This is a genomic window from Roseivivax marinus, assembly GCF_900109705.1.
Classification (GTDB): domain Bacteria; phylum Pseudomonadota; class Alphaproteobacteria; order Rhodobacterales; family Rhodobacteraceae; genus Roseivivax; species Roseivivax marinus.
Window position 1 is genome coordinate 85,565 of record NZ_FOAI01000003.1, and the last position, 12,096, is coordinate 97,660.

Annotated in this window: 13 protein-coding genes; 12 read left to right on the forward strand and 1 reads right to left on the reverse strand. The window is 65.9% G+C overall.

The window, feature by feature from the left end:
• The first annotated feature begins 74 nt into the window (after positions 1 to 74).
• The 4 genes from BMX29_RS04830 to BMX29_RS04845 are packed head-to-tail and all read left to right on the forward strand — an operon-like array spanning position 75 to position 3,148.
• Complete coding sequence (locus tag BMX29_RS04830) at positions 75 to 680, forward strand: TRAP transporter small permease (RefSeq protein ID WP_051487627.1); 606 nt, start codon at positions 75 to 77, stop codon at positions 678 to 680.
• Between the two features lie 3 nt (positions 681 to 683).
• Entirely contained in the window at positions 684 to 1,970 is a 1,287-nt protein-coding gene (locus tag BMX29_RS04835; RefSeq protein WP_043843685.1) for a TRAP transporter large permease, read from the forward strand.
• Between the two features lie 15 nt (positions 1,971 to 1,985).
• Complete coding sequence (locus BMX29_RS04840) at positions 1,986 to 2,429, forward strand: universal stress protein (protein WP_043843968.1); 444 nt, start codon at positions 1,986 to 1,988, stop codon at positions 2,427 to 2,429.
• Positions 2,430 to 2,437: 8 nt separating this feature from the next.
• Positions 2,438 to 3,148: a maleate cis-trans isomerase family protein gene (locus BMX29_RS04845; protein ID WP_051487587.1), complete on the forward strand. Its 711-nt coding sequence runs from the start codon at positions 2,438 to 2,440 to the stop codon at positions 3,146 to 3,148.
• A 12-nt stretch (positions 3,149 to 3,160) separates the two neighbouring features.
• Here BMX29_RS04845 and BMX29_RS04850 read toward each other — a convergent pair whose 3' ends face one another.
• A complete protein-coding gene (locus BMX29_RS04850; RefSeq protein WP_043843687.1) occupies positions 3,161 to 3,928 on the reverse strand; it encodes a DeoR/GlpR family DNA-binding transcription regulator in 768 nt (255 codons plus the stop codon).
• A 212-nt stretch (positions 3,929 to 4,140) separates the two neighbouring features.
• Here BMX29_RS04850 and glpD point away from each other — a divergent pair, with 212 nt between their 5' ends.
• The 8 genes from glpD to BMX29_RS04890 are packed head-to-tail and all read left to right on the forward strand — an operon-like array spanning position 4,141 to position 12,055.
• Positions 4,141 to 5,730, forward strand: coding sequence for a glycerol-3-phosphate dehydrogenase (glpD, locus tag BMX29_RS04855; RefSeq protein ID WP_244889146.1), 1,590 nt, complete (start codon positions 4,141 to 4,143; stop codon positions 5,728 to 5,730).
• A gap of 22 nt (positions 5,731 to 5,752) precedes the next feature.
• Positions 5,753 to 6,841 carry an ABC transporter ATP-binding protein gene (locus BMX29_RS04860; RefSeq protein ID WP_092810878.1) on the forward strand — a complete coding sequence of 363 codons (1,089 nt, stop codon included), beginning with the start codon at positions 5,753 to 5,755 and terminating at the stop codon, positions 6,839 to 6,841.
• Between the two features lies 1 nt (position 6,842).
• Entirely contained in the window at positions 6,843 to 7,934 is a 1,092-nt protein-coding gene (locus BMX29_RS04865) for an ABC transporter ATP-binding protein (RefSeq protein WP_092810879.1), read from the forward strand.
• Positions 7,934 to 8,806 (forward strand): carbohydrate ABC transporter permease, encoded by an 873-nt coding sequence (locus tag BMX29_RS04870; RefSeq protein ID WP_043843694.1) that lies wholly within the window; start codon positions 7,934 to 7,936, stop codon positions 8,804 to 8,806. Before BMX29_RS04865 ends, BMX29_RS04870 begins: the two co-directional genes overlap by 1 nt.
• Entirely contained in the window at positions 8,806 to 9,696 is an 891-nt protein-coding gene (locus tag BMX29_RS04875) for a carbohydrate ABC transporter permease (RefSeq protein ID WP_175471130.1), read from the forward strand. The genes BMX29_RS04870 and BMX29_RS04875 overlap by 1 nt, the downstream gene beginning before the upstream one ends.
• 22 nt (positions 9,697 to 9,718) lie before the next feature.
• Entirely contained in the window at positions 9,719 to 10,021 is a 303-nt protein-coding gene (locus BMX29_RS04880) for a hypothetical protein (RefSeq protein ID WP_092810881.1), read from the forward strand.
• A gap of 1 nt (position 10,022) precedes the next feature.
• Positions 10,023 to 10,295, forward strand: a complete 273-nt coding sequence (locus BMX29_RS04885) for a DUF2160 domain-containing protein (RefSeq protein ID WP_043843696.1) — start codon at positions 10,023 to 10,025, stop codon at positions 10,293 to 10,295.
• A 38-nt stretch (positions 10,296 to 10,333) separates the two neighbouring features.
• Positions 10,334 to 12,055 (forward strand): ABC transporter substrate-binding protein, encoded by a 1,722-nt coding sequence (locus tag BMX29_RS04890; RefSeq protein ID WP_175471131.1) that lies wholly within the window; start codon positions 10,334 to 10,336, stop codon positions 12,053 to 12,055.
• Positions 12,056 to 12,096: the final 41 nt, after the last annotated feature.

Sequence of the window (12,096 nt, forward strand, 5' to 3'; positions counted from 1 at the left end):
AGACGACCGATCAAGGAAGGCATCTCATGCCAGCTGACCCCCGCGACAGACATCCCGAACCCGATCCGCACATGATGGCCGAGGTGCAGGTCCCGGCCGAGGACGACGACATCGACGATTCCCGGTACGTCTCCGGACTTCCGGGCATCCTCGGTGTCGTCGACGTGGCCATCGCGAAACTGGAGGCGATCCTTCTGGCGGTCGGCGTCCTCTTGATGGCGGTCAACACCATCGCCAACGTGGTCGGGCGCTACGTCTTCGGAAACTCGCTCTACTTCTCGGAAGAGCTGAACCAGGCGCTCATCATCCTCATCACCTTCGCCGGCATCTCCTATGCCGCGCGGCACGGGCGGCACATCCGGATGTCGGCGATCTTCGACGCGCTGAACCCGACGCTGCGCAAGCCGCTGATGATCCTGATTGCCGTGGTGACGGCGGCCGCGATGTTCATGCTGACATGGTTCTCGGTGGAATACGTGCTCAGCCAGGCAGGACGCGGGCGGCTTCTGCCGGCGCTCCAGATCCCGGTTTGGTGGATCATCGTCTGGGCGCCGCTGGGTTTCTTCCTGACGGGGCTGCAATACACGCTGACCGCCATCAAGAACGTCGTGCACGAGAACATCTGGCTCTCCACCTCGACGATGGAAGGCTACGACGACACCCGCGAAGAGGAGGTCTGAGCCATGAGCGTCGCCATCTTCGGCACGATGATCGTGCTGCTTCTCCTGGGTTTCCCGATGATGATCCCGCTGATCGCGGGGTCTCTGATCGGGTTCGTGTCACTGTTCGGCGGGGTCGGTCAGCTCGATACGATGGTGCAGCAGATCCTCGCCGGCATCCGCCCGGCAAGCCTGATCGCCGTGCCCATGTTCATCTTTGCCGCCGACATCATGACGCGCGGCCAGTCGGCGGGGCGGCTGATCGATCTCGTGATGGCTTTCGTGGGACACCTCAAGGGCGGGCTCGCGGTGTCGACCGCCACCGCCTGCACGCTCTTCGGCGCGGTCTCGGGGTCGACGCAGGCCACGGTGGTCGCGGTCGGCGGCCCGCTGCGCCCACGGATGCTCAAGGCTGGCTACAAGGACAGCTTCGTTCTCGCCCTCATCGTGAACTCCTCGGACATCGCGTTCCTGATCCCGCCATCCATCGGCATGATCATCTACGGCGTGGTCTCGGGCACCTCGATCTCGGAGCTGTTCATTGCCGGGATCGGGCCCGGCCTGCTGATCCTGCTGATGTTCTCGATCTACTCCTACATCTACGCGCACCGGAACAACGTCCCGGTCGAGCAGAAGTCGAGCTGGAGCGAACGCGGCTCCGCGGTGCGGCGCGCGCTCTGGCCGCTGGGTTTCCCGGTCATCATCGTGGGCGGCATCTACGGGGGCATCTTCTCGCCCACCGAGGCGGCGGCGGCATGTGTGCTTTACGCGCTGTTCCTCGAGATGGTCGTGTTCCGCGAGATGTCGCTGAAGCAGCTCTACTCGACGGCCAAGTCCACCGGCCTCATCACCGCGGTGGTGTTCATCCTGGTGGGGGCGGGCGCGGCGTTCTCCTACGTCATCAGCTTCGCGCAGATCCCCCAGCAGGTGCTGGGCGCCATCGGCATCGACGACATGGGCCCCTACGGGATCCTGTTCACCATCTCGATCGCCTTCTTCGTGGGCTGCATGTTCGTGGACCCGATCGTGGTCATCCTGATCTTCGTGCCGATCTTCGCACCCGTGGTCGAAAGCGCCGGTCTCGACCCGGTGCTCGTGGGCACGATCATCACCCTGCAGGTGGCCATCGGCAGCGCCACGCCGCCCTTCGGCTGTGACATCTTCACGGCGATCGCGGTGTTCAAGCGGCCCTACATGGAGGTCATCCGCGGCACGCCGCCGTTCATCTTCATGCTGATCTCGGTGGCGGTTCTGCTGATCTTCTTCCCGCAGATCGCGCTGTTCCTGCGCGACCTTGCGTTCGCGGAATAAGGGAGGGCAGGGACCATGTTCACATCCATCCTCGCGGCCTACGATGGCTCCAAGGGCGCCTATGCCGCGCTCGAGAAGGCGGCGGATCTGGCCAAGCTTACCGGCGCGGGCCTCACGGTGCTGACCTGCTACCGGCACCACTCGATGCTGGAGGCGTCGCTGTCGATGGTGCGCGGCGCGCGCGACACCAATCACAACCTCGACGACGTCATGCGCGAGGTCTCGCGCGAGGCGGCCGAAGAGGCCAAGACCCACGCGCAGGAGATGGGCGTGCCGTCGGTGCAGGCCTTCATCAAGAACGGCCCCTCGGCCCGGACCATCGTGTCTTTCGCGAGCGAGCGGAAATGCGACCTTATCGTGATCGGTGCGCGCGGCCTCGGCTCGACCGAGGGCTATCTGCTGGGCTCGGTCAGCCACAAGGTCACCAGCCTGACCGACGTTCCCGTCCTCGTGGTCTGAGGCGCGGGGTGCGGACCGATCCCGTCCGCCGCTTCGGGCTGATCGCGCTCGCCACCGACCTCACCATAGAGGGGGACGCGGCGCGGATCATGCCCGTGGGCACGCAGCTGCACACCACGAGGATCGCGTTCGAGAACCCGACCACGCCCGAGACCCTGCGCCGGTGCGGACCGCGCCTGCGCGCGGCGGCCGACCTGATCGTGCCGGGCGTGCCGCTCGACGGGATGATCTTTGGCTGCACCTCGGCGGCGGCCGCGCTCGGCGACACGGTCGAGGCCGAGATCGGCGGCCGCGCGCCCGTGGTGACGCCGGTGGGCGGGCTGCTGCGGGCACTGGAGACCCTCGATATCCGTCGGATCGGCCTGCTGACGCCCTACCTGCCCGAGACGGCGGACCTCGTGGCCGGCTATCTCGAGGGGCAGGGGATCGAGATCGTCGCGCGCCACGCCATGGGCTTCGCCGACGACCGTGACATGGCGCGGCTGATGCCGGGCGAGATCATCGAGGGCGTGACCGCCGCCGACCATCCCGATGCCGACGCGCTGTTCCTGTCATGCACCGCGCTGCCGGCTGTGCCGCTCATCGCCGAGCTGGAGGCCCGGCTGGGCAAGCCGGTTCTGAGCTCCAACCAGGTCGTGTTCTGGGCCACGCTCGACATCGCGCGCATCCCCGGCGATCGCCCGGGGCCGGGACGGCTCTTTCGCATCTGCAAGTGGTGAGCGGGCCGGGGTTCAGTCGCCCTCGGCCACGTGCACCGCGACGCCCATCTCGCGGCAGCGTGCCGCGAGCGCTGCGGGCGGCGGACGGTCGGTGAAGAACGCGGACAGGTCCGACAGCGCCGCCACGCGAACCGGCGCCTGACGCCGGAACTTGGTGTGATCTGCCACGAGAAAGACCCTCCGCGACTGCTCGATGATGGTGCGCGTGACGCCCACCTCCTGCATGTCGAAGTCGAGGATGTCGCCATCCTCGTCCAGCGCCGAGCATCCGATCACCGCGATGTCGAACTTGAACTGGCGGATCGTGGTCTCGGTCAGGTCCCCGGTGAGGCCGCCGTCCGCGCGGCGCAGCGACCCGGCGGTGACGACCACCTCGCAATCGGGGTTCCGCGCCAGCGTCGCGGCCACGTTGAGGTTGTTGGTCACGGCAAGGATATTGCGATGCGCCAGCATCCCGTCCGCCACTGCCTCGGTGCTCGTGCCGATGTTGAGAAAGACAGAGCAGTCGTGCGGGATCTGCGCGGCGCAGGCGCGCGCGATGGCGGTCTTGCCTTCGGGGTTGAGGCCGCGGCGGTCCTCGTAACCGATGTTGGTGGTGCCGGACGGCAGCACCGCGCCGCCGTGCACCCGCTCCAGCCGGCCTGAGTCGGCCAGGTCCGACAGGTCGCGCCGGATGGTCTGCAGCGTGACGCCGAAATGGTCGGCGAGGCCCTCGACCGTGACCTTGCCCTCCCGCCGCGCGATCTCGAGGATCTCGGGATAGCGAATGGATTGCGACATGACTTCCCCCTCCGGTCTCCATGTGTTCCATCGTTTTCGCTTTTGTCAACGCGAATGGAATGCGTCTCGCGCGGAGCGCGTATGTTGCTGATTTCGCGGGAGGCACGCGGCGCGCATGTTCGAAACGAAGAAAAACGAAAATTTACGCTTTCAAACCGCGACCGGCCCGTCTACCAATATGGACGAGGAGAAAACGGGCTTGGGAGGGCTCGGTGACCACAGCGCACGACGATATCCACGACCTGTTCGTCATCGGCGGCGGCATCAACGGATGCGGCATCGCGCGTGACGCCGCGGGTCGCGGGCTGTCGGTCGCGCTGGCCGAGATGAACGACCTCGCCTCGGCCACGTCGTCGGCCTCCACCAAGTTGTTCCACGGTGGACTGCGGTACCTCGAGTACTTCGAGGTCAGGCTCGTCCGCGAGGCGCTGGAAGAGCGCGAGACGCTCCTGCGTGCCATGCCGCACATCTCGTGGCCCATGCGCTTCGTGCTGCCGGTGCATCGCGACATGCGTTTCGAGGGCACGACGCCGGTGTCGAAGCTTCTGTCGACGGTGATGCCCTGGATGAAGGGCCGCCGCCCGGCCTGGCTGATCCGCGCCGGCCTGTTCATGTACGACCATCTCGGCGGGCGGAAGATCCTGCCGCCGACGCGCACGCTCGACCTGCGCGAGGCGCCCGAGGGCAGGCCGCTAGACGACCGGTTCGAGACGGCGTTCGAGTATTCCGATTGCTGGGTCGAGGATTCGCGACTCGTCGCGCTGAACGCCCGCGACGCCGAAGCGCGCGGCGCGCGTATCATGACCCGGACCCGCGTGATCGCGGCCGAGCGCGAGGGCGACATCTGGCGCGTCTCGCTCGAGGGCGCGGACGGCCGGCGCGAGATGCGCGCGCGGATGCTGGTCAACGCCGCCGGTCCTTGGGTCGGCGACGTGATCCGCGGCACGATCCGGTCGAACAGCCGCGAGGGCGTGCGCCTCGTGCGCGGCAGCCACATCGTGACCCGCCGGCTCTTCGATCACGACAAGTGCTATTTCTTCCAGGGGACGGACGGGCGCATCATGTTCGCGATCCCCTACGAGCGGGACTTCACCCTTATCGGCACCACCGATCAGGAGCATGACGGCGCTGACCGCTGCCCCGGCTGCACCGATGCCGAGCGCGACTACATGATCGACTTCGTGAACGCCTACCTGAAGACGCCGATCGGCGCCAATGACGTGGTCTGGTCCTATTCCGGGGTGCGGCCGCTCTACGACGACGGCGCGTCCTCGGCCACAGCGGCCACGCGGGACTACACGCTCAAGGTCGACGCCGCGGGGGGCGCGCCGGTGCTGCACGTGTTCGGCGGCAAGATCACCACCTATCGCCGCCTCGCCGAAAGCGCGCTCGAGAAGATCGGCGCGCACTTCCCGGGCCTGCCGGGCCACTGGACCGCGGGCGTGCCGCTGCCCGGCGGAGACTTCCCGGTGGACGGGGTGGCGGACCTGATCGCGCGCCTGCGCGCCGATCATCCGTTCCTGACCGAGGCCTGGGCCGGGCGGCTGATCCGCGCCTACGGTCGTGACGCTTGGTCATTGCTCGACGGGGCGCAGGACAAGGGTGCACTCGGGCGTGATTTCGGTGCTACGCTGTCGGAGTCGGAAGTGATCTGGCTGATGGAAAAAGAGTGGGCCCTGCGCGCGGAGGACGTGCTGTGGCGTCGCTCCAAGCTGGGCCTGAGACTGAACGCGGCGCAAGCCGCGGCATTGGACGACTACATGGTGACGCGCGGGACCGCGTCGCGGGTCGCGGCGCAGTAGCCGGGACCGGGGGAGGACAGGAATGACGCTGACGCTCGAGAACGTCTCGAAGGTCGTCGGGACCGAGACGCACATCCATCCCACCGACATGGTGCTGGAGCCGGGCACGATAAACGTGCTCCTGGGGCCGACACTGGCGGGAAAGACGTCGCTGATGCGGCTGATGGCGGGGCTCGACCAGCCGTCGACGGGGCGGATCCTGTGGCAGGGCGAGGACGTGACCGGCCAGCGGGTGCAGGACCGCAAGGTGGCGATGGTCTACCAGCAGTTCATCAACTACCCGTCGATGACCGTCTACGACAACATCGCCTCGCCCATGCGCCTTCTGGGCCTGAAGCGCGACGAGATCGAAGCGAAGGTGCGCGAGGCGGCGGAGCTGATGAAGCTGTCGCCGATGCTCGACCGCAAGCCGCTGGAGCTGTCGGGTGGCCAGCAGCAGCGTTGTGCGCTGGCTCGCGCGCTGGTCAAGAACGCCGGCCTCGTGCTGCTAGACGAGCCGCTTGCGAACCTCGACTACAAGCTGCGCGAGGAACTGCGCGCCGAGATCCCGCGCATCTTCGAGGAATCCGGCTCGATCTTCGTCTACGCCACCACCGAACCCGAAGAAGCGCTCTTGCTGGGCGGGCGTTGCGCGACGCTCTGGCAGGGCCGCGTGACGCAGTTCGGCCCGACGCCGACCGTCTATCGCAAGCCCGCCGACGTCACCACGGCGCGGGTGTTCTCGGACCCGCCAATGAACTTCCTCCGGATCGAGAAGCGCGGCGACCGCTTCACCTTTCCCGATGGGCAGTCGGTGCCCGCGGCGTCGATCGCCGGGGACGTGGCGGACGGCACCTACACCGCGGGGTTCCGCCCGAACCATCTCGAACTGGAGTCGCCGCACGGTGAGGCGATGAGCTTCGAGACCACGCTAAGCGTGACCGAGATCACCGGGTCGGAGACCTTCGTGCATCTCGATCACCACGGCGAGCGCTGGGTCGGCCTGATCCACGGCGTGCGAGATCTGCGCCCGGGGCAGGCGCTGACCGTGCACCTCGATCCGGCACACGCCTACCTCTTCGACGACACGGGCGCGCTGGCCAAGGCCGCGCCCTATGCGGAGGCCGCCTGACATGGCCAAGATCACCCTCGACAACCTCGCCCATTCCTACCTGCCGAACCCCACGTCCGAGGACGACTTCGCCCTCAAGGAGTTGAATCACGACTGGCAGGACGGTGAAGCCTACGCGCTGCTCGGCTCCTCCGGCTGCGGCAAGTCCACTCTGCTCAACATCATCTCGGGGCTTCTGCGCCCGAGCCATGGCCGGGTGCTGTTCGACGGCCACGACGTGACCGACCAGGCCACCGCCGAGCGCAACATCGCGCAGGTGTTCCAGTTCCCGGTGGTCTACGACACCATGACCGTGCGCGAGAACCTCGCCTTCCCGCTGCGCAACCGCCGGATGCCGGCGGACGAGATCAAGCGGCTGGTACAGAAGGTCGGCGCGATGATCGGCATGGAGGCCCAGCTCGACCGCAAGGCGCGGGGGCTGACGGCGGACGCCAAGCAGAAGATCAGCCTCGGGCGCGGCATGGTGCGCGAGGACGTGAACGCGCTGCTTTTCGACGAGCCTCTGACCGTGATCGACCCGCACATGAAGTGGGAGCTTCGGACCCAGCTCAAGAAGCTGCACCAGGATTTCGGTCACACGATGATCTACGTGACCCACGACCAGACCGAGGCGCTGACCTTCGCCGACAAGGTGGTGGTCATGTACGATGGCCGCGTGGTCCAGATCGGTACCCCGCAGGAGCTGTTCGAGCGTCCCGCCCACACCTTCGTCGGCTACTTCATCGGCTCGCCGGGCATGAACGTCTTCGATGCCGAGGTGGACGGCACCAGGGCCCGGATCGGCGAGACCGTGGTCGAACTGCCCGCGCATCACACCACCGGCACCGGGCGCACCCAGCTGGGCATCCGTCCCGAATTCGTGCGCCTGAAAGCGGGCGGCGAGGGGCTGCCCGTCGAAGTCCGCCGCGTCGAGGATGTGGGCCGCCACAAGATCGTGCGGCTGTCCGCCGCCGGCGGTGAGGTGGACGCACTTCTTCCCGAAGGCACGCCCGTGCCCGCCGGCGCCGACCGGATCACGTTCGATCCCGCCGGTATCAATGTCTACGAGAACGACTGGCGCGTGGCGCCGTCCGGCCGGAGGGAGGCCGCCTGATGAACAAGACAGTCAACCAGAAGGCCTGGTTCCTCGTTCTGCCGGTCCTCATCCTCGTGGCGTTCTCGGCGGTGATCCCGCTGATGACCGTGGTCAACTACTCGGTGCAGGACACGTTCGGGAATAACGTGTTCTTCTGGAACGGCATCATGTGGTTCGAGGACATGCTGAACTCCGAGCGCATGTGGAACGCGCTCGGCCGTCAGGTGGTATTCTCGTCCATCATCCTCGCGATCGAGGTGCCGCTCGGCGTCTTCGTCGCGCTCAACATGCCGAAGAAGGGATTCTGGGCCTCGTTCTGCCTAGTCGTGATGTCCCTGCCGCTGCTGATCCCGTGGAACGTGGTCGGCACGATCTGGCAAATCTTCGGCCGCGTGGACATCGGTCTGCTGGGCTACACCCTCGATGCGCTCGGGATCGACTACAACTACACGCAGGGTTTCTACGCCGCCTGGACGACCGTCATCGTCATGGACGTCTGGCACTGGACGTCGCTGGTGGCGCTGCTTGCCTATGCGGGCCTCCAGTCGATCCCCGACGCCTATTACCAGGCGGCCAAGATCGACCAGGCCTCCCGGTGGGCCGTGTTCCGCTACATCGAACTGCCCAAGATGATGGGCGTGCTGATGATCGCGATCCTGCTGCGCTTCATGGACAGCTTCATGATCTACACCGAGCCGTTCGTCGTGACGGGCGGTGGCCCCGGCAACGCCACCACGTTCCTGTCCATCGACCTGGTGAAGATGGCTCTGGGACAGTTCGACCTCGGACCGGCGGCCGCCTTCTCGCTGATGTACTTCCTCGTGATCCTCGCGATCAGCTGGGTCTTCTACACCGTGATGGTGAACCTCGACAAAAGGGAGGGCCGCTGATGTCCGACACGACCGCAGCCCCCGGAGCCGCGTCGATCCCCGGAGACGTGAGCGCCGCCCGCAACCGCGCCACCACCGCGCGCCGCTTCCGCCCCAGCGGGTCGGCCATCGTCATGGGCCTCTACCTGCTGTTCCTGATGCTGCCGATCTACTGGCTCATCAACATGAGCCTGAAGACCAACACCGAGATCCTCGGGTCCTTCTCGCTCTGGCCGCGCGACCTGACGTTCCAGAACTACGAGACCATCCTGACGGATGCCTCGTGGTACATGGGCTACGTGAACTCTCTGATCTACGTGCTTATGAATACGGTGATTTCCCTCGCCGTGGCGCTGCCGGCGGCCTACGCCTTCTCGCGCTATTCGTTCGTGGGCGACAAGCACCTGTTCTTCTGGCTGCTCACCAACCGCATGGCGCCGCCGGCGGTCTTCGCGCTGCCGTTCTTCCAGCTCTACTCTTCGGTCGGTCTTTTCGACACGCATATCGCCGTGGCGCTGGCGCATTGCCTCTTCAACGTGCCGCTGGCGGTCTGGATCCTCGAGGGCTTCATGCGCGGGGTCCCGAAAGAGATCGACGAGACCGCCTATATCGACGGCTACTCGTTCGGGCGCTTCTTCGTGCGGATCTTCATGCCGCTGATTTCCTCGGGCATCGGTGTCGCGGCGTTCTTCTGCTTCATGTTCTCGTGGGTGGAACTGCTGCTGTCGCGCACGCTGACGAGCGTCGACGCCAAGCCCATCGCCGCCACCATGACCCGCACCGTCGGCGCGGCGGGCATCGACTGGGGCGTGCTGGCGGCGGCCGGCGTGCTGACCATCATCCCCGGCGCGCTCGTGATCTATTTCGTGCGGAATTACATCGCGAAGGGCTTTGCCCTGGGACGTGTTTAGAAAGACCTCGAAAGGACGAGTTATGTCGATATCCGACGAGAAGATCGTGGAATGGAGAGAGCTCATACAGCATCGGGTGGACGAACGTACTGCTGACGGCTCAGATCGGGAATTCAACATCGCCGACCTATTCACCAAAGACGAATGGGAAACGATCTCCGAGAATGGCAGGTATGGCCCTGCGCTTTCTAACGCGTTTGCCCAACGCTTGCCTGGTGCCGAAGGCATAGAAAAGCAGCCTCTTTTCGCTCGGGTAATGTCGCGCTGGGTTCTTGGCGAAAGTGATGGACAAACCCCGCCGTATTTTGCGCGCACGGAAATCTGACATGGCCTGGATGGCTTGGACATGGCCCACGGCGGCCTTCTTCGCGGTCATCGCCGCGCTGCTCGTCACCTTCACCGTTCTCGCCGTGAAGTTCCCCGAGACCCCGCGCCGCGGCGTTCTCGGGATCGAGACGACGCGCGGCGACCGGCTCTTCATCACGCTGCTCGGCTCGGCGTTTCTCAATCTCGCGTGGCTGGGCTTCGGGATCGCCCCGCAGCCCTACGCGCTGATCGCGTGTCTCGTCCTCGCGGCGGCGGTCTTCCGCTTCGTGTGACGGCCAACTTCGAACGTTCAGAACCAGGGAGGATACTTATGAACGTGACCTTGAAATCCACCACCGCCATGGCGGTGGCGCTGGGGCTGCTCTGCGGCCCGGCGATCGCCGACATGGAGGCCGCGCAGAGCTTCCTTGACGAGGAAATCGGCGACGTCTCGACCCTGACCCGCGAGGAGCAGGAAGCCGAGATGCAGTGGTTCATCGATGCCGCGCAGGACATGCAGGGCATGGAGATCAACGTGGTCTCGGAAACGATCACCACGCACGAATACGAAAGCCAGGTTCTGGCCCCCGCGTTCAGCGCGATCACCGGCATCACGGTCAACCACGACCTGATCGGCGAGGGCGACGTGGTCGAGCGTCTGCAGGTCCAGATGCAGTCGGGGCAGAACGTCTATGACGCCTTCGTCAACGACTCCGACCTGATCGGCACCCACTGGCGCTATGGCCAGGCGCGGAACCTGACCGAATGGATGGAAGGCGAGGGCGCCGACGTCACATCGCCGACCCTCGATCTCGAGGACTTCATCGGCACCCAGTTCACCACCGGGCCTGATGGCAACCTCTACCAGCTGCCCGATCAGCAGTTCGCCAACCTCTACTGGTTCCGCTACGACTGGTTCAACGACGAGAAGAACCAGACCGACTTCCAGGAAGAATACGGCTACGAGCTGGGCGTTCCGGTCAACTGGGCGGCCTACGAGGACATCGCCGAATTCTTCACCGGTCGCGACCTGAGCCACATGGGCGTGGATCAGGAAATCTTCGGCAACATGGACTACGGCAAGAAGGACCCCTCGCTCGGCTGGCGCTATACCGACGCGTGGATGTCCATGGCCGGCATGGGCGACAAGGGCGAGCCGAACGGCCTGCCGGTGGACGAGTGGGGCATCCGCGTCAACGAGAACAGCCAGCCCGTCGGCGCCTGCGTCGATCGCGGTGGGGCGACCAACTCGCCGGCAGCGGTCTACGCCGTCGACAAGGCGATCCAGTGGCTGCAGAACTACTCGCCGCCGTCCGCCATGGGCATGACCTTCTCCGAGGCCGGTCCGGTTCCGGGTCAGGGCAACATCGCCCAGCAGATGTTCATGTACACCACGTTCGTCGCGCCGCTGGTCGACAGCCCCGAGGTGATGAACGAGGACGGCACGCCCAAGTGGCGCCTCGCACCCTCGCCGCACGGCGTCTACTGGGAAGAGGGCATGAAGGTCGGCTACCAGGACGTGGGCTCGTGGACCATCCTCGACTCCACCCCGACCGACCGCGCCAAGGCCGCATGGCTCTACGCGCAGTTCGTGACCTCCAAGACCGTGGACGTGAAGAAGTCCGACGTGGGTCTGACCTTCATCCGCGACTCCACCATCAACTCGGACCACTTCACCGAGCGTGCGGACAAGCTCGGCGGCCTCGTCGAGTTCTACCGCTCGCCCGCGCGCACCCAGTGGTCGCCCACCGGCACCAACGTTCCCGACTACCCGAAGCTCGCGCAGCTGTGGTGGCAGAACATCGGTGACGCCATGTCGGGTGCGAAGGACGCGAAGGGAGCCCTCGATCAGCTCTGCGCCGACATGGAAGACGTCATGTCGCGCCTCGAGCGGGCTGGCGTGCAAGGCGATCTCGGCCCGGTCCTGAACGAAGAGCAGGACCCGGAGTACTGGCTCGAGCAGCCGGGCGCGCCGAAGCCTGCCCTCGAGAACGAGGACGAAGAGCCGCAGACCATCTCGTACGACGAGCTGGTGCAGTCCTGGCAGCAGTAAGCCGCCACGACATCTGAACGCTACGAGCGCGCCGGGCCCCG

Excerpts from the sequence above, each read along its gene's own strand:
- BMX29_RS04840 (WP_043843968.1), top strand. The coding sequence starts at position 1,986 with ATGTTCACATCCATCCTCGCGGCCTACGATGGCTCCAAGGGCGCCTAT.
- BMX29_RS04885 (WP_043843696.1), top strand. The coding sequence starts at position 10,023 with ATGGCCTGGATGGCTTGGACATGGCCCACGGCGGCCTTCTTCGCGGTC.
- BMX29_RS04860 (WP_092810878.1), top strand. The coding sequence starts at position 5,753 with ATGACGCTGACGCTCGAGAACGTCTCGAAGGTCGTCGGGACCGAGACG.
- BMX29_RS04890 (WP_175471131.1), top strand. The coding sequence starts at position 10,334 with ATGAACGTGACCTTGAAATCCACCACCGCCATGGCGGTGGCGCTGGGG.
- BMX29_RS04880 (WP_092810881.1), top strand. The coding sequence starts at position 9,719 with ATGTCGATATCCGACGAGAAGATCGTGGAATGGAGAGAGCTCATACAG.
- BMX29_RS04850 (WP_043843687.1), bottom strand. The coding sequence starts at position 3,928 with ATGTCGCAATCCATTCGCTATCCCGAGATCCTCGAGATCGCGCGGCGG.
- BMX29_RS04875 (WP_175471130.1), top strand. The coding sequence starts at position 8,806 with ATGTCCGACACGACCGCAGCCCCCGGAGCCGCGTCGATCCCCGGAGAC.
- BMX29_RS04830 (WP_051487627.1), top strand. The coding sequence starts at position 75 with ATGGCCGAGGTGCAGGTCCCGGCCGAGGACGACGACATCGACGATTCC.
- BMX29_RS04870 (WP_043843694.1), top strand. The coding sequence starts at position 7,934 with ATGAACAAGACAGTCAACCAGAAGGCCTGGTTCCTCGTTCTGCCGGTC.
- BMX29_RS04835 (WP_043843685.1), top strand. The coding sequence starts at position 684 with ATGAGCGTCGCCATCTTCGGCACGATGATCGTGCTGCTTCTCCTGGGT.
- BMX29_RS04865 (WP_092810879.1), top strand. The coding sequence starts at position 6,843 with ATGGCCAAGATCACCCTCGACAACCTCGCCCATTCCTACCTGCCGAAC.